The following is a 24,052-nucleotide window of genomic DNA, read 5'->3' as shown; positions in this document are numbered from 1 at the left end:
GGATACCCGCATGCACGAACCCCTCGCCCAGGAACAGTTGCTCACCGTCGGCCAGCTCGCCCTCTCCGGCCGCCAGGTGGAGCCCGGCACCACCGTCACCGGCGTCTACGATCTCTTCCGCGCCGACCCAAGCCTCGAGGCGCTCGGGGTCGTGGACGGCGGCCGTCCGCTGGCCCTCATCACCAGGACCAAGCTCCTCTTCACCCTTTCCAAACGCTTCGGATACGAGCTCCACGCCAAGGCCCCCATCATCACGCTGGCCGACCGCTCTCCCCTCATGGTGGACGAGGGGGAGCTCCTCGATTCCGTGGTCGAAAAGGCCTGCGGCCGGGCCCCCGCCGACGTCTACGACGAGATCGTGGTGGCCGCCTCGGACGGCTCGTTCCTGGGGCTTTTGCCGCTGAGAGAGCTGATCATCCAGCAAAACCTCGCCCTCACCAGGAGTGTCCTGATCCAGGAGGTCGCCACGGCGCGCAGCCGCGAGCTGGAAAGGGTCAACCAGGTCAAGGCCCACTTCCTCGCCAACGTCACCCACGAGCTCCGCTCGCCGATCAACGCCATCGTCGCCCTCACCCACCTCATGAAGATGGCCGCCGACGCCGGATCGGTCGAGCAGATCAGCGAGCGGCTCACCTTCCTGATGTCGACCGCGTCCCACCTGAGGACGGTGATCACCAACATCCTCGATCTTTCCAAGATGGAGGCGGGGAAGATGGAAGTATCGCACAAGGAGGTAGAGATCGGGCCGCTGCTGGAGGAGGTGGCCGAGACCGCGCGTCTTTTGGTGGGAGAGAAGCCGGTGGAGGTGCGCCTCGCGGCGCCGGACGGGCTGATGGTGGTCACCGACGGAATGAAGCTTCGCCAGATCCTCCTGAACCTGGCAGGCAACGCCGCAAAATTCACCGACCGGGGAGAGATATCCCTCGCCGCGGAGGTTGCCGAAGACGAGCTCCGGGTAACGGTGGCCGACACCGGCATCGGCATCAAGGACGAAGACCTGTCGCTTCTCTTCAGCGCCTTCGGGCAGATCGAGGACGCGACCACCAAGACTCGGGAGGGGACCGGCCTCGGGCTGGCCATCAGCAACCAGCTGGCCAGGCTGTTGGGGGGATCGATCAAACTAACCAGCAGGTACGGGGAAGGAACCACCTTCACGCTGTCCCTGCCGCTAACCGACACCAAGGAGAGTTTCAGTGAGTAAGAGAAAGAAAGTGCTGGTAATAGACGACGAGCAGATGCACCTTTACACCGCCAAGGCACTTTTGGAAGCGGAGGACCTGGAAGTGGAAACCTACCAGGGGGCCTTCGGCGCCACCAACTTCGTGAGGAGCTGCAACCCGGACCTGGTCCTTCTGGACATCAATATGCCGGCCCTGTCCGGGAACAACCTGGTCAACCACCTGAAACCCTTCTGCGTCGAGCGGGAGATTCCGATCTTCTTCTACTCCTCCAACGACGAGGCGATGCTGAGAGACCTGGTCGCCATCCACGGAGTCCACGGCTACATCAGCAAAGGGGACGTTCCCGGCCTGCGCCGGAGAGTGACGGAGGTGCTGGCGCGAAAGTAACCAGCTTCAGCCCGCCGCCAGGATGGGGCTGATTGTGCGCAGATGGAAGGGCCTATCCCCCACGGGACGGGCCCTTTTTGCGTGGGCAATGCGGGCCATGGTGTTGAAGTAGAGCAGGTTGAAGCCGGGGGGTAGCCGGGAGCCGTGTTGAAGTAGAATTTGAAGCCGGGGGTAGCCGGGAGCCGGATGAGGGGGGAATCGGTTGGCTCAGGTTTGGCGGTTATGCCTGGCCGGGGAGGCGATGGTGGGGGCGGCCGGTGAGGCCGTCGCCGGCGAAGGGGCGGGTCACGAAGGAGATCAGCAGGACGAAGGCGACGATGACGGCAATAAAGGAGTAGAGACCTATTCCCCTCAAAAGTTTCCACAATCCCAGCACGATAGTCATACTCACCCCCGGATATGCAACTGGTACGCGATGGCGGCAGATACTGGAAGTGTAGAGTCTGAGGGGGCGGGCGATGCAATCAGGGGTGTGACCGGTAGCTTACATCCCGGGGCAAACTCATTCCGGCTTCAGTACTGAGAGGATCCGGAGAGTTCCAGATCCTCAACGACACTCTTGCGAGCAGTATCGGCGTCTTTCGGAAAACCTTTAACCCTCTCTTTGGCCGCCGCCGCAAAGGCCTCCCCTTTCCCCTGTAGGGACGGGGGGAGGCTCGCTCTTACCATCGCTAAATCTTCTCCGCCTTCACATGGAAGCTCAGGGTGGCGGCGGTTACCCTGCTGAGCCCCGTGTAGAGGAAGATGGCGACCCAGACGACCTGCACCAGCAGCATCGCCCCGGCACTCCAGAATCCGTCCATCCCGGCGGCGAGATCCGGCAGGCGGCCGCCATCCTCAAACTGCCGGACGGCCCAGCACCCGTAGACCACCGCAATCACACCCATCCACTGGTAGGCGGAGATCCTCCCTCCCCCCCGGTAGTCGTCGCGCAGGAATTCCGAAGCCACCCTCCACAACTGCGTCACCGCGAGCGACAGGAGAAAGGCCCCGCCGAAGTAGCCGTTGAGAAAGAGGGCCGTGGCCCCAATGCCGGTGGCGGTATAGAGGAGGTAGGTGACGACCTGCACCGGGAAGACCTTCACCCCTTCCAGACCGGAGGCATAAGCGATCTTCTTGGTGCTGCCGGTGAAGACCAGCGCGAAGGGGGCCGCTATCCTGGCGAGAGCGGGACGGCAGGAGGAGAGCGGCTTGCCGTAGCAGCAGCCGAAGCTGATGCAGGCGAGCCTTCCATACCCTTCGCCGAAGGCGTAAGCGATAGAGATGGCAGCCAGGGCGGGGAGCACCGGGACCAGCAGCCCCCCGTCGCCGACCGGGATCTGATTCACCAGCTCGACCACCCAAGGCGAAACCAGCGTCCCGACGAAGACCGCCCCCCCCACCGTGAAGGTGTTGCGTTTCCCTTCCACCACCTGGGCAACGAGCCGGGAGGCGGGGACGCAGACGGCCAGGAGCAGGAAGACGATGGCGGCGATGGCGTTGAAGGAGATGCCGGCGGATCTCATGAGCACGAGGGCCACGACGACGGCGGCCACGTAGGCATTGGCGGTCAGGATCCCGTACCAGGTGAGGTTGAGCCCCTGCCAGCGGCCGGCAGCATCCTTCTTCAAGGGGACCGCGGCGGCGATCTGCATCCTCTCGTGGGGGAGTTTCTTGATCCCCCAGTAGAGATAGAGGGCGGAGACGAAGGCCAAGAGAGTGATGAAGGTGAATTGGGTCATATACCGTTCCTCCGTTAATCGAGTTGCGAGCAGCGTTTCGAGATTTCCCCCTCCCCTTGGGGGAGGGGGCCAGGGGGTGGGGGAGGCTTCTACAGAGTGCCGAAGCCTGCCTCCCCCCCACCCTACCCCTCCCCCTCCGGGGGGGAGGGAATGTAGACGTCAGTTGGTGGAAGTTGCCAAAAGCGAGCGGACCCTGATGTCGGTTTCCACCAGCGGGCGTCCGAAGCCCTGGCTGAAACGGCTGGCCGCGTCCATCCGGTACTGGTTGGCTACCAGGTCCTCGGCGAACCGCACCCGCCCCCGCTGAAAGATGACGATGTCGGTGCTGCTCCCGGGGCGGTACAGCGATTTCGGCTGCCCTTTCTTCAGGAACATCCCCGGTTTCACCTCCCGCGGCTCGCAGTACCCCTCCTCGCTGTAGCACTGGACGATATCCCCGATCATGAGGGCCACCACCTCGATCATGGCCACCAGCCCTACCCCGGTCCCCCCGGGGACGTCGGTGTCGATAATGGTCACCACCCGGCGGTTTTTCGAATAGGGGGTCGCCTCCGCAACGATGGCGCCGGGGTTGCACGAATTGAAGGAGCCGTCGATCGCATAGATGTCGATCACCTGGCCGGAGACCGGGACGTGATTGTAGTGGTACTTGTCGGGGGTGAGCCTGAAGAGAGCGAAATCGCCGCGGCTGAAGGCGCCTATCCAGAGCTTGTGCCCGAGGAGCTCCGGATAGGCGAAGAACTTGTCTTTGATGAGGAGCAGGGAGTCATCGGAGAGGGAGCCAACCAGCACCCGGGCGTCGGCCGGGGAGACCACGGCCCCGCGCTCGCCCGGCATCGGGCGGCACGTTTCGAAGCGGATCCGGCGCTCGAACACCTGGCGGGGGGTTCGCAGCGCCCCGGGAGGATCGAGGCACTCGCCAAGGTCGACCTGCAGCTCCCCTAAAAACCTGGCAGTTGCCGATCCCCCCACGAAGGGAAGGTCGTAGTTGACGAAGCCGAGGAGATCGGTCATCCGGGAGCTGGTGACCAGCCTGAAAAGGGACGGGGCGCTCTCCCGCACCCGGTGATAGAGAAGGTTAACGACCCGGTCGCCGAAGAGAGGCTCGGTGCGGACCGCGCCGCTATCCCGCTCGATGTACTGGTGCTGCATGGTTTGCATGCTCTTCTCCTGTGGTTGGTCGCATTCCCGCGCCGCTATCCCGGGCGACGGTGAGGAGGACCACGTTGATCAGCCGCAGCAGCCCTTCCCCCCGCAGCCGGTCGTGGAGGAAGTCGGCGCCCACCGTGTCGAGGAGCGCCTCCGCGCCATCCTCAACCTCCAGGGCCGCCAGGGTGCTCCGCACCATCTGGTCCCCACCGGCGGCGAGGCGGTCGAGGGAGCGGAAGTCCTCGCGCAGGAAGCGAAGCCCCTCCTCCATGTGGCGCCGCCTGAGCGGGCCGCGGTAGTAGCGCTCCGCTCCCCGGTTGAAGTCGTCGGCCGCCGCCCGCATCGGCGAGGTGGCGTCGATCTCCCCCAGGATCCCCCTGGTCAGCTTCCCGGCCGCCGAATACTCGTCCGGCTCCGCGAGCCGCCGCGACAGGTCGCCGATGGTCTCCCAAAGCCCCATCATCTCGATCAGATCGCCGGCCTCCTCCTTGAGGAGCTCCACCAGTGCCTGGCGGTAGTGATGCACCTTGACGCGGAGATAGCCGGGGTAGCGGCCGCTGCCGCGCACCTCTCGGGTGCGGGAAACGATCCGCATCAGGAACCGGTTCTCGGTGTTCTTCTTCACGTAGAAGGTCGGGACGCCGATGGCGGCGGCGAAGAAGATCTGTCTCCGCTCGCTCTCCAGGGCCGGCCCGTCCGGGATCTCGGAGCGGCTGAGGGTACCGTCCGCTAAGTACTTGAAGGCGACTGCGTTGATGAGCGCCTGCAGGTCGGTGGCCCGCCCGAGATCCTGTTCGAGGCTGTCGAACTGGCTGTAGTGCCTCCCCTCGAAGCCGGAGAACCCCATCACGTTGAACTCCCTGAGCTTGTAGAGGAGATACAGCGACATCTGCCGGTCGAATACCCCCATTTCGCTCAAGTCGCGCTTGAGCTTTTCGCTGCTGCCGGGGCGGCCGTCCAGGGCGGGGCTCTGCGGGGTGGAGAGGAGGCAGATCAGGTAGTCGATCAGCCGGAAGTCCGGGACGAAGTCGCCTTTCAGCCCGCAGGCGGCGCTCACCATCCGGTCGATCCAGGGGGGGCCGAACGGGGTGACCGGCTGTCCGAAGACGGTGAGGGAGGCCTTCTTCTGCCACCTCCGCCAGAGCATCCTCAGGTGAGTGAAATCGAGCTCGTGAGGCAGGTAGCCGAGCGCGCGCTCGGGGTGGAAGTCGGTGTACCCGAGGCGATAGGGGGCCGCCGAGTAGGTCCCGACGAAGAGCGGGAGGAAGTGCTCCGCCATCTTGATGGCGAGATCGCCGCAGTACTTCTCGTGGAGATGGCTGAAGCCGGAGGAAGGATCGGAGAGGAGGCGGCCGAGCTTGCGGCTCCCGAGGCTTACGTGGGTGCCGTTGTTGGCGAGGCTCACGTTGGAGACGTTGGGGAGCACCACCAGGTTGCTGGTAATGATCCCCGCCTCCCTGAGCTTGGCCACCGCGTTCAGCTGGCTGCGGGAGAGCACCTGATGGCATAGCTGCATGTACCGGTACTTCTCCTCTCCCCGGTCCCATCCCGACAGGCAGGGGCTCATGAAGAGCTCGCGGTAGAAGGCGTCGGCTATGTGGTCGTTCAGCTGTTTCTGGCGCAGGGGGGGATGAGGGGCGAAGTGGACCAGGGCCCGCTGTCCGCTGTCGGCGAGCCCGAGGTGCTCGTTGGCGTACTGGACGAGGAGCTGGGTGAAGAGGAAGCGCTTGGAGGTCTCGCGGGCCACCGCCCGCCCCATCCCCCCTTCCCTGGTCAGCGGGACCACGTGGAAGGAGAAGGTCTCCGGCGAGGTGTTGTCGTTCAGGTAATGTCCCATGAGCCGCTCCCCGGTGGCGCGAAGCTCGGCGGGGAGCTTCTGGGAGCCGACCAGGTCGGCCAGGGAGAGTTTCAGGAGATAGCTGATGGGGAGTCTCAAGAGCTCTTCGCCGCCGGGACCGGAGAGGAAGAAGCGCCCGGCATCGGAGCGTTTGCCCGCGGTGGGATCGCCCTTGTCCGCCAGGAGGTCGGCCTCCAGCACCCGCTGGGCGAAGGGGGAAAGGAGCCGGCGGGGAAACCGTACCCAGCTGTTCTCCCAGACATTGTCTTTGTTGGCGGCCAGGTAGCGCTGGAGAAAGTCGATGCGGCTTTTGTGGGTGTCGCCGGAGGCCGCCCGCTTGACCAGGTTGGCGAAGTATTCGGACTCCTCGATGGTGCGGGGGAGGTCGACCGTGTCCCGCTAGCCTGCCACCGCCGCCTGGAGCTCGGTCTCGGTGCCCGCGGTGCAGTCTCCCAAGGCGAAGGGGAGCCGTTCCAGGAGCGGCTGTCCCGCCCTCTCCGGCTCGAGGAGCCGCTGCATGATGTTCTTTTGGTAATGGGGATCGTAGCCGGTGACGGTGGCCGGGGAGAATTGCGGGGGGGGGCTGCATACTGACGCGACAAATGAACCTCCTGTCAGACCTTGTTACCTTGTCTCGGGAAGTCTTGTACGCCGTCAATATGAAGATCGTGTTTCGGGGAGGTGAATCCTTGGTTACTGCGGGCACTCCGGCCGGTTGCGCCTGAGGATCTTCACCAGCACCGGGTAGAGGATTCCAGCCAGGGGAGGAACGGTCACCAGCCAGGCGGCCACCGCCTTCAGGGTGATCCACCCGATGAGGGCGAAGCCGACGGTGAACTGGCCGTGCAAAAGCGCCTTCAGCATGGAGAGGGAAACGGCGGGGCCCCAGGGGACAAAGCGCTCCCCGAGCTGGAAAAAGGGGACGAACAGGGCGATCTGCAGCGGGTAGGCGAGGTAGTTGACCGCCTGCATGGCGGCCTGGTTCAATCCGAAGCGGGCGGCCAAAAGGACGCAGAGAAGCGTGGTCCCCCCCACCACCGGGATGGTGCCCGCCGCGCTCCCGAGGCAGACGGTAAGGGCGATCTGCTCAGGCCCAAGCCCCTGCTTGAGTACCGTCTTCACGGCGTTGACCACTTTCTCTTTGAGCACGTCCCCTCCCCTTCCCCGTTTCCAGCCTCCAAAGCTGCCCAATTCATATCATTGTCGCAACCGGATGGCAAGGAGTCAGGCGGACTCCATCTTGTAGCCGAAGCCGCGCACGGTCTTGATGAGCTCCCCGGCGTCCCCCATCTTAGTCCGCAGGCGGGTGATGTGGGTGTCGACGGTGCGGGTATCCTCCACGTAGTTGTACCCCCAGACGTCGCGCAGGAGCTGCTCGCGGCTTTGCACCCGGCCGAGCCGCTGGGCCAGGGTATGGAGGAGCTTGAACTCCGTGCTGGTGAAGGGGATCTCGGTACCGGAGATGATCACCCGGTGGCGGATCGGGTCGATGGAGAGCGGCCCCACGCTCAGCACCGAATCGTTCTCCACCTTCGACTGGCAGCGCCGCAGCACCGCCTTGACCCGCAGCACGAGCTCCCGGGTGGAGAACGGTTTCACGACGTAGTCGTCGGCCCCCACCTCCAGGCCGACCACCCTGTCGATCTCCTCTCCCTTGGCGGTCAGCATGATGACCGGAATGGAGGAGGTCCTCTCCCCCATCTTCAAGAGCTTGCAGACTTCGGTCCCCGGCAGGCGGGGGAGCATCAGGTCCAAAAGGATCAGGTCGGGGAGGGACCGGGCGGCCTCCTCCAGGCCTAAAGCGCCATCGGAGGCGATCAGGGTCCGGTACCCCTCCTGCTGGAGATTGAAGGCCACCAGCTCGGCCAGGTCCCGCTCGTCTTCTACTATCAGAATCGTGTCCATCGCTACCTCGACTGGGAATCGGAATGATCCTCTTCCTACAGGAGGTTTGTGGAGAGTTTGTTACAGCCGGGTGAATTGTTCGCCAAGACAGGAAAACGGGAGGACTGCAGGCAAAAAAAAAACGCCCCCTGGGGTGGGGGCGCTTTCTTATACGGAGAAAGGGAGCTTACTTCAGCAGGCTCGGGTCGATGAGGCAGGTGCCTTTCACGCGGTACCTGGTGTAGCCGAACAGGAAGCTGAAGAACTCGTGCTCGAGCACGCCGTCGACCAGGGCAACGCAGCCCGGGACGCGCTGAATGGCGTTGTCCATGGCTTCCTTGGCGTTCGGAATACCGATCGGGAAGATGATGATCGGCTTGGTGTCGGTGCCTTCGATCCTGTTGATGTCCCTCTTGAACTGGGCAGCGTTGGAGAGATCGATGTTTTTGGAGGAAATGATGGTGAAGTCGGTGATCCTCTGGGTGCAACCGACCATGGTGCTGGCAAACAGTGCCAATGCGGCGAGACAGACAAGCTTCTTCATACTTCCCTCCTAAATTAAATAAAATTTATTATACAACCTACTTCAAAGCATCTTGTGTTTACAGTATGAAGGGTGCTTTGTCAACAATGAAGAATGAGATAGCAGAATATTTCTGAATCAAAAGAATGGATGACTGACTCAGTAATGGGTTTTACTGACTGTAACTCAGATTTTTAGCCCTATCAACGGCCAAACAAACAGTACCGATGCCATGAAAAGCAGCCAGGAAATAACCATGACCACGGCGCCGGCCACCATGATGTCGCGTCCCTTCAGAAAACCGGAGGCGTAGGCAATGGCGGTAGCCGGAGTTCCCATCGGAAGGCAGTAGGCGAGACCGGCGGGGAGCGCGATGGAGAGGGTCATCACCTTCGGGTCCATCCCGGTACTCTTGCAGATCCCCATCCCGACCGGCATGAGAATGGCCACCACCGCGGCGTGGCTGATGCACTCGGTGAGCGCGATGGCCACCAGGGAGATGACGGCGATCACCGCCAGCGGGTGGCCGAAGAAGCTCCCCATCCCCTTTTTAACCAGCCAGAGGGCGGCGCCGCTCTTCTCCAGCGCCGAGGCGAGCGCGATGGTCCCGCCGTACATGAGGACGATCCCCCAGTTCACGTACTCCTCGATCTTCTGCCAGCTGATCACCTTGAAGGTGAAGAGAGCGGCCGCTCCCAGGATGGCAATGGCGGCCAGCCCGGTCTTCTCCCCGAAGAGGATCCAGCAGGCGACGGTGGCGACCATGACCACCGCGGTCAGGATCTCGTCATAGCCGATCTTCCCGGTCTCCAGACGCTTCTGGTTGAGAAACTTCCTCCCCACCTCGACGTCGCCGATGTCGACCGGGAAGAAGCGGATCAGGAGCAGGAAGGCGACCACCATGAGGGGGAGGACGATGAGGCAGGCGGCGCCGGTCCATTCCAGGAAGCTGAAGTGAAGACCGGTGGCCTCCTTCAGAAGACCGGCGGCCAAGGGCGCCCGCGCGCCTCCCAGGAAGGTGGCGATCCCGCCGATGATGCATCCCCAGGCGAGCGACATGAAGAGAAGCCGTCCGTAGCTGCTTCTCCCCTTCTCCAGCCCGAGCGCGGTGGTGATCTCGGAAACCACCGGGAAGAGCATGGCGGCCACCGCGTGCTCGCTCATGATGAAGGAAAGAAAGGCCGAGAGAAGAAAGACAGTGATGGCCAGGCTGGTAGGCGTGCGGCCGAAGCGGGCCAGCATGGCGCGCGCCAGGCGGGCGGAGATGCCGGTACCGGTCATGGCGGCGGCCAGGATGAAGGCGCCGAGGATGAAAAAGACCGCCTCGTTGCCGAACATCGCGTAGGTCTTTTTGGCGTCCATGATCCCGAGCAGGGGGAGCATCACCATGGAGAGGAGCGCGGTGACGGCAATCGGGAGGAGCCCCGAAACCCAGAAGAAGACCGTCCCCCCGAAGAGGACCAGCGAGCGGTAGCCATCGGTGGAGAGCCCTTCGGGAGGCGACAGCCGCAGTAAGAAGGCGACCACCAGGGCGGCGGCGGCCATCACCTGGTAGCGGGCCGTGCGATCGAGGAGTATCAGCCACATCGGGCGGTTGTCGATCTTGAGGGGCTTGTCGAAGAGCTGCTCGTCGGGAAGAGACATGGCGGGAATCCTTCTTTGCTTGGGGCGATTCGGGTGCGGCTAGAGACCGGAGGACGAGAAGGAGGCTTCCACTTCTTTCACCCTTAAGACCCGGCGGAGGTCGGAGGTGGCCAGAAGACGTCGGCCGTCGATCAAGTCGATGAAACCGCGCAGCGCCCCGGGCGAGGAGGAAGGGGCAAACGGAGTGGTGAGATAGATCAAGGGGAGGAGCGGTTTCAGGGTCACCCTGCGTTGCAGCCATCCTCCTTCCAGCGTTTCGAACAGCATGGCCAGGGCGTCCGCCGGGACCACTCCGGCACCGGGAGCGATACGGACCAGGGGGACGACGCCGTCGTCCAGAAGGCGCTCGATGGCTTCAATGGAATGGGAAATGTTCTCGTTGCCTGCTTCGAGGGTGCAAACCGTCGACCAGCGGGGAAAGACGGTGCGGGCATGAGCAAGGGAGGGGGAGTTATCCTCGGGGCTGCCAAATTCCACGATATCGACCCCGGCGGCATAGGCCCGCTCGATAAAGGAGGCCGGCGCGGCGTAGTCGAAGCGGGCCATCAGGTAGACGTGGAAGTTCTTCTTGATGGTCCGGGCGAGCGCCTCGCCTGCGGCGAAGTTCTCCTCGGGACCGAAGGTCAGGTGAAAGAGGGAGGCGTTGGACTGGTAATGGCTGTCGTAAAGGGTTTCCAGCGTCGGGCGCTCAGGAAGGTTTCCCCCCACGAAGAAGACATTGTCCACGCGGCGCAGCTCGTCTGCCGAAGAGAGAGGCGGCGGGTCAATGGTCAGTTTTTTCAGCTTCTTAAGATTGAGATTCATGGCGCATCCACCCTTTCAGACATACCACCGCGTCTTGGTGTAGAAGCACCATACAAAAACAAACCTTTTCAGTCAACAAAAATAAATAGATTTTCCCTACCAATTAAATAGTGTATTCGTTTCCGCCTCTGTTCTCCCCGCTCCACGGGGCGGAAGAGAGCCAGTATCCCCTCGCCCTTCCCCCCAATAGGCGAAAGTCTCCCCCTTTACCGCACCTGCACCCGGCTGCGGCCGCCCCCCAGGGGGACGACTTCGATGCGGGCGCCGATGCGCTCGGCGAGGCCGGGGACGTGGGAGATGATGCCGACCTTGCGGCCGGAGGCCTGCAGGGAGTCGAGAGTGGCAAGCGCTACCTCCAGGGTGTCCTGGTCGAGGGAGCCGAACCCCTCGTCGATGAAGAGCGATTCCACCGTGGTGGAGGCGGAGGAGAGCGAGGAGAGCCCGAGCGCGAGGGCTAAGGAAACCAGGAAGCTCTCGCCGCCGGAGAGGCTGTTGACGCTCCGGATCTCGTCCCCCATGTCGCGGTCGACGATCTGCAGCTCCATCTCGGAGGAAGGGACGCGGGTTACTGCGTAGCGGGGGGCCAGGGACGCCAGGTGCTCGTTGGCGTATCCCAGCAGGAGCTCCAGGGTGAGGCTCTGGGCGTAGGTGCGGAACTTCTTGCCGTCCGCGGAACCGATGACCTCGGAGATCCCCTGCCAGAGCTCGCACCGGCGCGCCTGCGCCTCGATGCGGGGGAGGAGCTCGGCGGCTTTTACCCGCGCGGTATCGTCGCTTTGCAGCCGGTGCCGGATCTCGAAGAGCTGCTGGTCGAGCGATTTTTTGGCATCGAGGGCAGCGTCCCGTTCCGCCGCGACCTCTTCTACCGGCATCGATGGAGCCGTGCTCTCCTCGTGGAGGCGAAGCGAGCGCTCCCGTTCCTCCACCACCGTGCGGGCCGTGTGGGCCTCCTTCTCCAGCCGCAGGAGCCGCTCCCGCTCTTCCACGATCCAGGAATGGTCGTGGCCAAGCCGCTGACGGAGAACGCCCTCCTCGAGCCCCTGCCGGGCCAGTTCGGCGGAGAGCTGCGATCGGGCCGCCGCCGCTGCGCTTTCCGCCTGGCTCAGCTGAGCCTTGAGGGTGGCGAGAGCCTGCTCGGCTCCGGCAACCTCCCGCCCCCGCCGTTCCGCCTCCTCACGGGCCACCTGGAGCGCGGAGTGGGCGTTTCGCTGCCGTTCCCCCAGCTCCCGCTCGACCGCTTCGACCGGCCGGCCATCGAAGCAGCCACGCCGCTCAACGCTCACCTGCTCGAAGGCGGCCGCGTGCGCCTTGCTGTTCTCCAGCTTCCCGGCCTCTTCGCGGCTCAGCCCTTCCAGGCGTCCCCGGGCCCCGGCAAGCTTCGGATCGAGGGCGGCCAGCGCTTCCTTGGCGCCGTCGCGCCGGGCGCTCCACTGGTTCCATTCGGCGACCACCGCGCCGCAGCGGGTCACGAAATCCTGCGGATCGTTGGCCAGCTTGGCCTCCCACCCTTCCCGGCCGGCGAAAGGCTCGGCGAGGACGGCAAGCACGCCGGCGATCTCCTTCTCGGTGCGGGCGAGATCCCGGTCGGCCCCTTTCCGGCGCTCCACGGTCTCCGCGAGCGATTTCTCGGTCCGTCCTTTGGCCTCGGCGGCCTTCTCGCGGGCAACCACCGCGCCGTCGCAGCGCTCACGGCAGCTGCGCGCGGTCCGGGCGGTCTCCTGGAGCGCCCGCTCGCTGGCGAGGAGATCGCCCAGCTGCGCATCAACACGCACCCTTTCCGCCGCCAGCGTACCTTCCGCCTCGGGCGCCGCCGGGCTCTCCGGAAGACCGAGCCCGGAGAGAGAGGGGATGTTCTTCTTCCAGGCCTCCTCCCGCTCAGTAAGGCTCTTGGCCACGAGTTCCGCCCGGGCCGTCAGCTCGCGGGCACGCGCGTCCATCTGCGCCTCGCGCTCGCGCCCCGCCCCTTCCGAGCGGCCCAGCGCCGCCACCGTCTCCCGCAGCTCCGCCACCCGGCGCTCCTGCTCGTCCAGGATGGCCGCCACCGGCGAGGCCGAGCTCCAGGGATGGTCGAGGGAACCGCAGAGGGGGCAGGGCTCGCCATCTGCCAGCTCCGCCCGGCGATCCTCCAGGGTGGCCGCCGCCCGCGCCCCTTTCAGGGCCCGCTCCGCCTCCTCAAGGGCCGCCTGCCGCTTCTCCCGTTCGGCCTGGTCCTGGCGCCACTTCCGCCCCGCTTCGCCCTCCTCTTCCCGGGCCTGCCGCGCCTCGTCCTCGATCCTCCCCCGGTCGGCAAGGGCCGTCACCGCCTCGCGGTTGAGCTGGGCAAGAAGGGTCAAGGCGTCGCGGCGTGCGTCCAACTCCTGGCGCTGCGCGGTGAGAACGGTGGGGTCGATGACGGAAGCCGCCCGCTCCGCCTCTTCCAGCGCCTGTTTCGCGGAGGATTCCGCCTCCAGCGCCTGGGCGACTTTCCCCGCCGCAGCCTCGGCCTCTCCGGCCAATCGATCCTCGTCGTCGAGCAGGGTCTGGCGCCGGTCGAAGGCCTCCTGCCGGGCCGCGCTCACTGCGACGTAGCGCTGCAGCTCCTGCTGCCACCGGTTCCACTCGGCGGCCAGCGGCGCCACCGGGCGGAAATGCTCGAGCTTCTCCTCGGCGAGCTTGAGCTCGGCGTCGAGTGTCTCGCGCTCCTCCGCCATGACGGCCACTTCCTTGCCGGTCTCGGCGGCGGCGGTAGCGGCCACCTCGTACTCGCGCCGCGAGCTCTCCGCCAGCGAGGCCGCCTGGGCCAGCCTGGTATCGAGCTCGATCGCCTTGGCGATCAAGGGTCTCGCCGCGGCCAGCTCGTCATCTACGGCCTGAGCGCGCTCCTCGACCGCTGCCAGCTCCTTTTTCCCGGATTCCTGGCTTTCCGCCAGCCGGGCAAGTTTCGTTTGCTGATCCCCAGCGGCACGGGCGGCGTCGGCTGCACGCGCCGCGGCACCGTCCGCCTCCTGCACCAGCGGGCGGAGCCCCTGGGCCTGTTCGATACCGGCAAGCTCGCGGCGCCCTTCCTCACCCGCCAGGTACTTCCGGTCCGCCTCCTCTTTGGCGGTACGGGCAGCCTCTACGGCTTCCGAGAGAGTCTGCCGCTGCTGGTACCACCCCTGGGCCTTCTCGATCTCATCCATCCGGCCCTTGAGCCGCTCCAGATCGCCGTTGACGGAAGCCAATCCCTCCTCGGCCTCGCGCCGCTCCTCGGCCGTCAGCAGCGCGATATCGTTTCGCTGGCGGTCGAGGTCGGCGAGCAGTTGCTCCTCCTCGCGCATCCGGCGGAAAGCGGCCATGGAGATCTTCCCGTAGATCTGGGTCCCGGTCACCCGTTCGAGGAGATCGGAACGCTCCCGTTCCCCCGCCTTCAGGAAGGCGGCGAAATCCCCCTGGGCGAGGAGCACCGAGCGGCAAAACTGCTCGTAGTTGAGCCCGACCAGTTCCTGGATCCGCTCCAGCGTCTCGCTCTTGGTGCGTCCCATCTGCTGATCTGTCACCGCGTTCCTGAGCTCGACGGTCTGGTCCTGAAAACGGCCGGTTGACGATTCGCGGGCCTTTCTCACCGCCCAGCGCGCGCGGTAGGCGATGCCGTCCTTGCCGACGAAGACCACCTCCGCGAAGCCGGAACCGGCTCCCCGGCGCAACAGCGAACGTACGTCGTTACTGGGGAGGCGGTCCTCCTCCCCTTCCCTGCCGATCACCGCCCCACCCTTCTCGGAAAGCCGCGGGGTCTTGTCGAAGAGCGCCACACAGATGGCGTCGAGGATGGTGCTCTTGCCCGCCCCGGTAGGACCGGTGATCGCGAAGAGGCCGGCGCGCCCGATGGGCCCCTCGGCGAGGTCCAGGTGGAATTCCTCCAGGCTGGCCAGATTTTTTCCCCGTACCGAAAGTATCCTCATCCCCGCTCCTCCTGGCCGATCTGCTCGATGATCTCGTGGAAGGCCTCCAGCACCTCGGCGGAAGGGTCCTGTCCGCAGAAGCTCTGGTAGCGGCGGACGAAGACCTCTTCGGCGGTCAGGTCATGGAGCCCCTTTCCCGAGGCGGCCCCGGCCAAGGGAGAATTGGTCCCACCGTAGCTCGGGGTGATCTTCATAAGTCTCGCCCGTTTTCCCTCCAGCGCCTCGGCCACCCGCGCCCGCAAGCCGGGCTCCGGCTTATCCAGCTGGACCGCGACCTCCAGGTACGGAAGCGCCCCCTCGTCGCCGGGAGAGCGGTCCGGAAGGGCTGCCAGCCGCTCGAGAAGCTCGTCGATGGAAAGCGCCCCGCGATCGGGGATGCGCAGCATGTCGACCGTGCGCGGGACGGCAATCTCACGAACCGAGGAGCAGAGCTCCCCTTCCAACTCGACAAGGCAGACCTGGCTCGGGTAGCGGGCCTCGGAGAGGGAAAGCGGCACCGGGCTCCCGCTGTAGCGGACATGCTTGCGGCCGCCGACCGCCTGGGGATAGTGCAGATGGCCGAGCGCCACGTAGGCAACGTCGCCGTCGAAAATGTCCACCGGCAGCGCGTGCTGGTTCCCCCCCAGGATCTTCCGCTCGCTCAGTTCGGAGAGGACTCCCCCGGTCATGTAGCAGTGCCCGGTGGCGAGCAGCGCCTCACCTTTGCCGCACCGCTTGCGCGCCTCGACGAGCACCTCCGCATAGGCGCGCCGCACCCCTTCCACCAGGGGATCCATCCCCTCTTCGGCGACCGGCGCGAGGTCGGCCGGACGCAGGAAGGGAACCGCCGCCACCCGGGCGCCGACCGAGCCGTCCGCCCGATGCAGGGGGACGATCAGGCGGTCCCAGTCCGGCGCTCCCTGCGGATCGGTGGGAAATCCCCCCACCACGCGGACGCCGAAGGCACGGAAGAGCGGCTCGGGAGCGTCCAGCCTTGCCGCGGAGTCGTGGTTGCCGCCGATGACGAGCACGTCCAGGGCCGGGAAAAGGCGCCGGGCGCGGGCCATGAAGCCGTACCAGAGGGCCTGGGCCTGCGAGGAAGGATTGGCGGTGTCGAAGATGTCGCCGCAGACCACCAGGGCGTCCACCGCCTCGTCCCCGATCAGCTGGAGAAGCCAGTCGAGGAAGGCTTTGTGCTCTTGATCGCGGGGGACATCGTGGAGGGTGTGGCCGAGATGCCAATCGGAGGTATGGATCAATCTCATAGGAAAAGGACCTTTTCTATTTCGGCAGCTGCCATCTGACAACGAAAAAAATCACTCTGTTAATACGAGGGGGTTGCAAACAAAGATTAGTTTGATATAAATGAGTAAAATCTTTGGGTAACAGCAACATTAGTATTTACCAACACTCCAATTGTTATTCGTTGGAAACGGGACCTATCAAAAAGGAGGATGAAATGGAACAAAGAACTTTTGTCACTCGAGTTGTACTTTCCGCCTTGCTGGTGTCGTCCGGGATGATCGCCGGATGCGCCAACTACGAGGTGAACACCCATCGTGGGAGCATCCCCGGCCACTACATTCGCTACGAGATGCAGGAGGCCGACCGCGCCGTCGAATCGGCTCGCGCCGCAGGCAAGGACAAGCAGTGCCCCAATGAGTTCAAGTCCGCGGAAGATGCCAAGAACCACGCCTACGACGTCTACCGGGCCTGCTTCACCGAGGAAGGCGCCCAGCTGGCCAAGGAGGCGACCGCCAAGGCCAATGCCCTCTGCCCGGCGGTTCCCAAAGCGGTGTACCCGGTGCCAAGCGACACCTTGACCCTCACCCCGGCGACGGTGACCAAAGGGGACTCCGCCACCCTCTCCTGGACGTCGAAGGATGCCACCAACTGCGACATCCAGCCGGGAATCGGGGCGGTACCGGCCTCCGGCTCCATGCAGGTCACCCCGGACGACACCATGGTCTACACCCTGACCTGCACCGGGGAAGGCGGGACCGCCAAGGACACCGCCCGCGCCACCGTGCAGCTGCCGCCCCCGGCACCGGTACCGGCCCCCGCCCCGAAACCGCTCCTCCCGAGCAACAACCTGGCGGTACAGCCCCAGACGGTCATGAAGGGACAGAGTGCCACCCTCATGTGGAGCTCGCGTAACGCTTCCGACTGCGCGATCGACCAAGGCGTCGGCGCCGTCAACCTGCAGGGGAGCATGCCGGTCACCCCGGCCGAGGACACCTCCTATACCCTGACCTGCAACGGAGCCGGCGGCTCGGTGACCAGTTCCGCCCGGGTGGCGGTGACCACTCCTCCGCCGGTCGAGCCGCCGCCCCAGGCCGCGCCGGTCGTCGACCTCTGCAAGCCGACCGTCCTCGACATCCACTTCGATACCAACAAGTGGGACATCAAGCCGCAGTACAGCACCGCCCTCTTGAGCGTGGCGGATTTCCTCAAGCGGTACCCGGCCGCAACCGGCACCATCGAAGGGTACACCGACAGCGTCGGCAACAGGGCAGCTAACATGTCCCTCTCCCAGAAGCGGGCGGACAGCATCAGGAAATACCTGATCGACAAGTTCGGCGTCGCCCCCGACCGGATCAAGGCGGCCGGTTACGGCCCCAAAAAGCCAATCGCGGACAACAAAACCGCAGCGGGAAGGGCCAAGAACCGCCGGATCGAGGCTAATTTCTCGTGCAATTAATGAAGGGGATGGCCATTTGAGCGGCGTCAGGTAAACTTTGCATTAGAGTCGTATTCCACAACCAGGAGGAACCACATGAATAGGATGATTTCCCTGACGCTGGCCCTTGCCATCGCCATGACGTCGCTGCAAGGGTGCTACGGCAAATTTGCGCTGACCCGCAAGGTATACCAGGTGAACGGCGAGGTCCAGGACAAGTTCCTGCGCAGCCTGGTGACCTGGGTGTTCATCATCGTCCCGGTTTACGGCGTCTCGGCCCTTGCCGACTTCGTGGTGTTCAACACCATCGAGTTCTGGAGCGGCAAGAACCCGGTCGCCGAGGGAGAGAAGGAGTTCCAGTACACCGATAAGGCGGACACCTACCACGTGAAAGCCACCAAGCATGGCGACCAGGTCTCCTACCTGATCGACCACTACCGCAGCGGCAGCCACGTCGACACCATGGCCATCAACTGGAACGCGAAGAGCGGGCAGTCCCAGGCCACTCTCGACCAGCACGGCAAGATCACCGACTTCCTCGCCTTCGTCGAGAAAGGTGGCGTCCGTGTCCAGAGCGGCACCGGCATGGCAGCCAACGAAGCAACCGACACCTTCTACCGCTAACCGGCAGGAGCATCAGCCTAACCAAAGGGGGCCGGTCGCAAGACCGGCCCTTTTTGCGTCCGCCCCGTCATTCCCCCCGGTCTCCCCTTCGCAAAGAATCTTCCGGGAATCCCGGTAGTCCAGCCCCCTTTGTAAAAGGGGGGACTTTGAATCATTCCCCATCATCCTTCCACAACGCCTTTCTCAGCCCGGAGGTCCGCTCGACGCGGCGGGAGACCCCTTCCAGGAAGACCGGCTTTTCGCCCCAGATGGCGGCCCGGCTCCTTGCGCGGGTGATGCCGGTGTAGATGAGCTCGCGGGTGAGGGTCTCGCTCTCGTGACCGGGAAGGAGCATCAGCACCGACTCGAACTCGGAACCCTGGCTCTTGTGAACGGTCATGGCAAAGACCGTCTCGTGCTCGGGGAGCCGGGCGGGGGAGACCTTGCGCACCCCTCCGTCGGGGGCGGGGAACCAGACCCGCGGCATCCCGTCCGAGTCGGGGTCCGGCAGCACGATGCCGATGTCGCCGTTGAAGAGCTTGAGGTTGTAGTCGTTGACGGTGATCATCACCGGGCGCCCCCGGTACCAGCGGGAGCTCCGGTCGATGAGCCCCTTCTCGGCCAGGATCTCTTCGACGATCTCGTTCACCCCGGCCACGCCGGCCGGACCGTTTCTCAACGCGCAGAGCAAGCGGAAACGGTCGAAAAGCCGGAGCGCATCCCCGGGAGCCGGGGCGGCGAGGTACGGCGCGTACCCCTCCTCGACCTTGGCGGCTAGCGCCTTCTTCAGACGCTCCGGCGCCGGCATATCCTGCCACTCTACCTCGCCAAACTCATCTCCGGTCAGGATCTCCAGGGCCCGTATCCCCTCACCGCCGTTTACCGCCCGGGCGGCGGCCCCGATGCCGCTGTCGGCGCCGAAGCGGTAGTTCCTCTTGAGCACCACCAGGGAGTCGGCGAGCGGGATCTCCGTCCCGGTAACGGAAGCCGTCACATCCTCGCCCTGAGCGACCGGGACCGGAAGCTCCTCCCCGCCCACCTCCCTCACGAAGGCGGAGAAGGCTGCCGAGAACGGCTCGCTCCTCCCGCCGCCGCAGATGTCCCCCAGCACCGCACCCGCCTCGACCGAGGCCAGCTGGTCACGGTCCCCCAGCAGGATCAGGCGCGTGGCCGGGCGAAGGGCGATGGCGAGCCTCGCCATGAGCGGCATGGCTACCATGGAGGCCTCGTCCACGATCACCACGTCATGCGGCAGCGGGTTGTCGGCGTCGTGCCGGAAACGGAGCGAGCCCCCGCGCACCCCCAGGAGGCGGTGGATGGTGGTGACCTCTTCCGGAATGAGGTTCCTGATTTCAGAGGAGCAATCGAGCCGCTCCTTCATCCCCCGGATGGAATCCTTCAGGCGGGCAGCCGCCTTCCCGGTGGGAGCGGTCAGGGCGATCCGGAGATGGCCCCCCTTGGCCTGTTCGAGAAGCAGCGCCAGGATCTTGATGACCGTGGAGGTCTTGCCGGTGCCCGGGCCGCCGGAAACCACCGTCAGCGGCTTCCAGAGGGCGGCCAGGGCCGCCACTTTCTGCCAGTCGGTCTCCCCTGCCCGGGCGGAACCGAAGAGACGCTCCACCCCTGCCCTGAGAAGCGGGAGGTCGAGATCCCCCGGGGCGGGAGCCGAGCGGTGCAGGAGCACCCGCACCAGGTCCCGCTCGTAGCGCCAGTAACGGTAGAGGTAGAGCCGGTCGCCGTCCAGGACCAGCGGCCGGAACTCCCCGGCAGCGGTCACGCAGGGGCTCTTCAAAAGGGCCGCCTTGATCTCCTCCAGCGGCGGCAGGGAGACGTGAGCGGCGTCCACCTCGATGGTGGTCCCGGCGATATCCGCCAGGTCGAGGCAAACGTTCCCCCCCACCACGGCGTTACTGACCAGCGAGGAGGCGAGCGAGAAGAGCGGCGAAGAGCCCCCACCCTGGCGTTGCAGGAAGTCGGCGAAGTGCCGGTCGGTCGGGTTCAGTTGAAAAGAGATGGTCATAGGGTCACCCTCCCGCCTGGATCAGGCAGCCGGTCAGCTCATCGATCATGGCGGCCGGGGGGAGGTCGCGGAAGATGCCGTAGCGCTCACCCTGCTCCTTGGCGGCCCCGCGCAGGAAGATGTACAGGACGCCGCCGAAGTGGGTGTCGTAGCGGTAGCCGGGGACCCGCAGGGAAAGGTAGCGGTTGAGCGCCACCGTGTAGAGGAGATACTGCAGGGTGTACATGTGCTGCGCCATGGCGCCTTGCAGCGCGTCGCGGTGGTAATCCTCCGCCCGGTATCCCAGGTGGTTCGATTTCCAGTCGGCCAGGTAGTAGCGCCCCCCGTGCTCGAAGACCAAGTCCATGAAACCTTTGACCATCCCCTTCACGGGGCGGAAACGGAGCGACTGGCAGAGATGGAGCAGATCCGAGCACCCTTCCACACCGCTCCACTTCTTGAAGAACTCCCTGAGGGTGGCCGAGGTAACGAACTTGAGCGGAAAGAAAAATTCCAGCTCGGTGAGCCAGCGTCCGGGACGGAGATCGGCCAGGGTGAAGGAGCCCTCCGGGGCCGACAGCGGCGTGGAAACCACGTGGTCAACCATGTCGCGGATGGAGGGGGCCCACTCGGGGTCGATGTTGTGCCCTTCCAGGCAGGCGCCGACCAGGCCGGCGGCCTTCTCGCCGTTGCAGCCGGCAAAGTCGAGCTTCTCGAAGATCTCGTGCAGGAAGATGCCGGCGCTCGCCCCGCGGGGAAAGGTGAAGATGTTCTTTTGCTGCCCATCGGGGCGGACCGGTGCCGGGGCGGCGGTGGGATCGTCCCCCACCGTCTGGTCGCGCTCGGGAAGCTCGTGGGGTGCCTGGTCGTGGGCGGCCAGCGAGGTAAAGCTTGAGATCCTCCACTCGCGGTCGATGGCACGGTCGAAATCTCGGCAGCGATAGACGACAGGTCTATCCTGCTCGGGGCGATACCCCTCCGCGATCTCGTCCCCGGGGAGCGGATCGATGGAGATGGTTCCCTCATCCTGCGCGGCCAACTCTTCGAGCTGTTCGAGCACCTCGGCGGCGGATAATTTCTTCACCTCTCCGGCCAGCACCCCGACCGGCTCCTTGGCCCCCCTGGCACCCTCGGAAGCGTGAAGAAGATAGGAGATAGGCGAGGTTTCCGGCCGGTTCTTGGCCGCCCCCGAGATCTTCCCCCCCACCAGGTAGCAGCGGTACTTGGCGCGGGTCAGCGCGACGTAGAGAAGGCGCAGCTCTTCGGCGAGGGATTCCTTCTGGGCTGCCGCCACCCGGGACGCCCGCTGGGAGGAGCCGAAATCTTTGGTGAGGCGGTAGCCGTCGTGGTAGGCGATGACCTCGTCCGGCTCCCGCAGCCCTGCCCAGTGGTAGGGGCAGAAAACGATGGGGTATTCGAGCCCCTTGCTGACGTGGATGGTGAGGATCTTCACCGCCTTCTCGTCGGTCTCCAGGCGGATCTGGTACTCCTCGTGGCGGTCCTGGGCGCTGATCCTCTCGCCGAGCCAGGTCACCAGCCCCTCGGCGCCGAGCCCGCGCTCCTGCGACGCCTTGTGGAGGATCTCAAAGCAGTGGAGGATGTTGGTCAGCGAGCGTTCGCCGTCCGGGCGGGCCAGCAGGCGGCCGCGCACCCCTTCCGAAGCCAACAGCGCCCGCGCCATCACCATGAAGCCTTTTTCCAGCCAGAGCTGGTGGTACTCCCGGAATTTCTCCAGCCACGCTTCCCAGGCCGGCTCGTCCTCCAATAGCTCGTGGATGTCGTCGCCGTTAAGCCCGAGGAGATCGGTCACCAGGGCGGCGCGGAGCTTCGATTCGTTGCCGGGGGCGGCCACCGCGTTCAGCACCGTGCAGACCTCCACCGCCTCGCGGGTGGTGAAGATGCTCTTGTCGCTACGGACCACGCTGGGGATGCCGAGCCTGCGAAGCGCCTCCTGGACCTGGCCACCCTGATCGTGCTTCCTTACGATGACGGCGATGTGCTCGGGCAGGAGCGGCTTGTCGCCGATGGAGAGCTCGCTCTCCCGTCCGGCCGCCAGCAGTCGTGCGATCTCGGCGGCCACCGCACCGGGAATCCGCTGCCCGGCCTGGGTGACGGTCGCCTCCTTGCCGTTTTCGTCCACCGGCAGATGCCAGATTTTGAGGGGAGCCTCCTCCCCTTCCGGTACGGTGAGGGCGGAGGCTTGGTCCGCTTTTCCGGCCTGGGCGGCGTGGAACTGGATCTCTTCAAAAACGAAGGGATTATCCCCGTTTCGGTAGACAAGGTTAAAGGCGTCCAGGAGACGCGGAGCCGAGCGCCAGTTACGGGTCAAGGTGAAGCGCCGCTCCGCCTCGACGTCGCGCGAGGCCTCGAGGTAGGCGAAGATGTCGGCGCCGCGGAAGGAGTAGATGGCCTGCTTCGGGTCCCCGATCAGGAACAGGGGGAGCCCGGAGTCTCCGTAGATCCGCCGGAAGATGTCGAACTGGACGGGGTCTGTGTCCTGGAATTCGTCGATCAGCGCCGCGCAGTAACGATTACGGAGGCTTTCGGCGAGGTCGTCGCCGCGCCCGCCATGGAGGCCGTCGTAGAGCGAGGTCAAGAGGTCGTCGAAGCAGCGGACGTTTCGCTGCCGCTTCAGCTCGGGAAGCCTTTCGCGGGCGAAGGAGATCAGCTCGGAGCGCAGGGCGAGGAAGCGTTCGGAGACGGCGGAGTGGAGCCGGTCGCAGACGAGGAAGAACGGATGCTCGGGCGGGGTGGACTTTCCCTTGGTCCCTTTGGCGATCCCCGCCGTGGTGAGCTTCGCGAAATCCGCGGAGAGGTCGTAGGGATCGTTTCCCGCCACGAAGCGGTCCATCCCCTCCAGGATCGCGGGAAGGAGCTCGGCCTTGTAAGCGTCCTGGGCCCGTGAAAGAGCCTTGCTCGTTTCCAGGAGCTCGCGGATTTCGTCATGGTGCTGCTGCCACGCGCCCTTTACCTCGACGAAAGCAGCCTCTACGCGCGACTCGAGCTTTTCGACGCCGGCGGGGTCCAGTTCGGGGAGGATGGTCAGCTTGGGATCGCCCAGCAGTCCCTTCAGGAAGTCCATGAAGTAATCGGGGGTAAGCCCTTTTCTCAACGCGTAGCCAAGGAGTGGCGCCGGGTCGGTGAAGAAGCGCTGCCGCCAGAAATCGTCCACTACCTCGCGGAGAAGCTCACGCTGATCGGTGAGGAGTTCGGTGTCGTAGAGCGAGCCGCTCTCGAAGGCGTTATCCTGCAATGCGCGCAGGCAGAAGCCGTGAATGGTGAAGATGGAGGCCTGGTCGAAGGACTTGAGAGCTCGGTCGAGCCGCTCGCGAGCTACGGCGGTCTCCGGCCCTCTCCCGTTGGTGTTTTCCAGCAAGCCGCGGAGGAAATCGTCGTCGGTTACGCCCCCTTCGAAAAGCTCCAAGGTCTCGCGGATGCGGGCGCGGACGCGGCCCCGCAGCTCCTCGGTGGCGGCCTCGGTATAGGTCACCACCAGGATCTTCTCCGGGGTCAGGTCGAGCTCGACCAGCAGGCGCAGGTAGAGGCAGGCAATCGCGTAGGTCTTGCCGGTCCCCGCGCTGGCCTCGATGAGGTTCGTCCCCGCCAGCTCGACGTTTATATGATCAAGTTCATTCATCTCAGTCCTTTACGTCCCTCATCCCACCCTCCCCTGTAGGGAGAGAACCCTGCTTCACGTCCCCCCTCCCCTGGAGGGAGGGGGCGAGGGGGTGGGGGAAACGT

The 24,052-nt window shown here is 65.0% G+C and carries 17 protein-coding genes; 4 read left to right on the top strand and 13 right to left on the bottom strand.

The window, feature by feature from the left end; genetic code table 11:
- Positions 1-10: 10 nt before the first annotated feature.
- Together L4X63_RS18350 and L4X63_RS18345 are read left to right on the top strand one after the other, a co-directional pair.
- Positions 11-1,201, top strand: a complete 1,191-nt coding sequence (locus L4X63_RS18350) for a sensor histidine kinase (RefSeq protein ID WP_250680104.1) — start codon at positions 11-13, stop codon at positions 1,199-1,201.
- Positions 1,194-1,568 (top strand): response regulator, encoded by a 375-nt coding sequence (locus L4X63_RS18345; RefSeq protein ID WP_250680103.1) that lies wholly within the window; start codon positions 1,194-1,196, stop codon positions 1,566-1,568. Before L4X63_RS18350 ends, L4X63_RS18345 begins: the two co-directional genes overlap by 8 nt.
- Before the next feature lie 220 nt (positions 1,569-1,788).
- Here the strand turns inward: L4X63_RS18345 and L4X63_RS18340 are convergent, their stop codons facing one another.
- From L4X63_RS18340 to L4X63_RS18290, 11 genes are all read right to left on the bottom strand, one after another.
- On the bottom strand, positions 1,789-1,953 hold the full coding sequence (locus L4X63_RS18340; RefSeq protein ID WP_250680102.1) for a hypothetical protein: 165 nt from the start codon (positions 1,951-1,953) through the stop codon (positions 1,789-1,791).
- A gap of 286 nt (positions 1,954-2,239) precedes the next feature.
- On the bottom strand, positions 2,240-3,289 hold the full coding sequence (locus L4X63_RS18335; protein ID WP_250680101.1) for a prolipoprotein diacylglyceryl transferase family protein: 1,050 nt from the start codon (positions 3,287-3,289) through the stop codon (positions 2,240-2,242).
- Between the two features lie 159 nt (positions 3,290-3,448).
- Complete coding sequence (locus L4X63_RS18330) at positions 3,449-4,450, bottom strand: phosphatidylserine decarboxylase (RefSeq protein ID WP_250680100.1); 1,002 nt, start codon at positions 4,448-4,450, stop codon at positions 3,449-3,451.
- Entirely contained in the window at positions 4,413-6,476 is a 2,064-nt protein-coding gene (locus tag L4X63_RS18325; RefSeq protein ID WP_250680099.1) for a hypothetical protein, read from the bottom strand. The genes L4X63_RS18330 and L4X63_RS18325 overlap by 38 nt, the downstream gene beginning before the upstream one ends.
- A gap of 492 nt (positions 6,477-6,968) precedes the next feature.
- Positions 6,969-7,424, bottom strand: coding sequence for a DUF2062 domain-containing protein (locus L4X63_RS18320; RefSeq protein ID WP_250680098.1), 456 nt, complete (start codon positions 7,422-7,424; stop codon positions 6,969-6,971).
- Positions 7,425-7,499: 75 nt separating this feature from the next.
- On the bottom strand, positions 7,500-8,180 hold the full coding sequence (locus L4X63_RS18315) for a winged helix-turn-helix domain-containing protein (protein ID WP_250680097.1): 681 nt from the start codon (positions 8,178-8,180) through the stop codon (positions 7,500-7,502).
- 166 nt (positions 8,181-8,346) lie between these two features.
- Positions 8,347-8,703 carry a hypothetical protein gene (locus L4X63_RS18310; RefSeq protein WP_250680096.1) on the bottom strand — a complete coding sequence of 119 codons (357 nt, stop codon included), beginning with the start codon at positions 8,701-8,703 and terminating at the stop codon, positions 8,347-8,349.
- A gap of 165 nt (positions 8,704-8,868) precedes the next feature.
- On the bottom strand, positions 8,869-10,326 hold the full coding sequence (locus L4X63_RS18305) for an SLC13 family permease (RefSeq protein WP_250680095.1): 1,458 nt from the start codon (positions 10,324-10,326) through the stop codon (positions 8,869-8,871).
- A 39-nt stretch (positions 10,327-10,365) separates the two neighbouring features.
- Positions 10,366-11,130, bottom strand: coding sequence for a hypothetical protein (locus L4X63_RS18300; RefSeq protein WP_250680094.1), 765 nt, complete (start codon positions 11,128-11,130; stop codon positions 10,366-10,368).
- Between the two features lie 206 nt (positions 11,131-11,336).
- Positions 11,337-15,050, bottom strand: a complete 3,714-nt coding sequence (locus L4X63_RS18295) for an AAA family ATPase (RefSeq protein ID WP_250680093.1) — start codon at positions 15,048-15,050, stop codon at positions 11,337-11,339.
- Entirely contained in the window at positions 15,047-16,294 is a 1,248-nt protein-coding gene (locus L4X63_RS18290) for an exonuclease SbcCD subunit D C-terminal domain-containing protein (protein WP_250680092.1), read from the bottom strand. The genes L4X63_RS18295 and L4X63_RS18290 overlap by 4 nt, the downstream gene beginning before the upstream one ends.
- A 194-nt stretch (positions 16,295-16,488) precedes the next feature.
- Here L4X63_RS18290 and L4X63_RS18285 point away from each other — a divergent pair, with 194 nt between their 5' ends.
- Entirely contained in the window at positions 16,489-17,730 is a 1,242-nt protein-coding gene (locus L4X63_RS18285; RefSeq protein ID WP_250680091.1) for an OmpA family protein, read from the top strand.
- A gap of 75 nt (positions 17,731-17,805) precedes the next feature.
- A complete protein-coding gene (locus tag L4X63_RS18280; protein WP_250680090.1) occupies positions 17,806-18,333 on the top strand; it encodes a DUF3332 domain-containing protein in 528 nt (175 codons plus the stop codon).
- A 151-nt stretch (positions 18,334-18,484) separates the two neighbouring features.
- Here the strand turns inward: L4X63_RS18280 and recD are convergent, their stop codons facing one another.
- Positions 18,485-20,332 carry an exodeoxyribonuclease V subunit alpha gene (gene recD, locus L4X63_RS18275; protein ID WP_250680089.1) on the bottom strand — a complete coding sequence of 616 codons (1,848 nt, stop codon included), beginning with the start codon at positions 20,330-20,332 and terminating at the stop codon, positions 18,485-18,487.
- Between the two features lie 4 nt (positions 20,333-20,336).
- Positions 20,337-23,948 (bottom strand): exodeoxyribonuclease V subunit beta, encoded by a 3,612-nt coding sequence (gene recB, locus L4X63_RS18270; protein ID WP_250680088.1) that lies wholly within the window; start codon positions 23,946-23,948, stop codon positions 20,337-20,339.
- Between the last annotated feature and the right edge of the window lie 104 nt (positions 23,949-24,052).

This window comes from Geomonas sp. Red32, from assembly GCF_023652955.1.
Lineage (GTDB): Bacteria > Desulfobacterota > Desulfuromonadia > Geobacterales > Geobacteraceae > Geomonas.
This window is presented reverse-complemented; position numbering and strand designations above follow the sequence as displayed.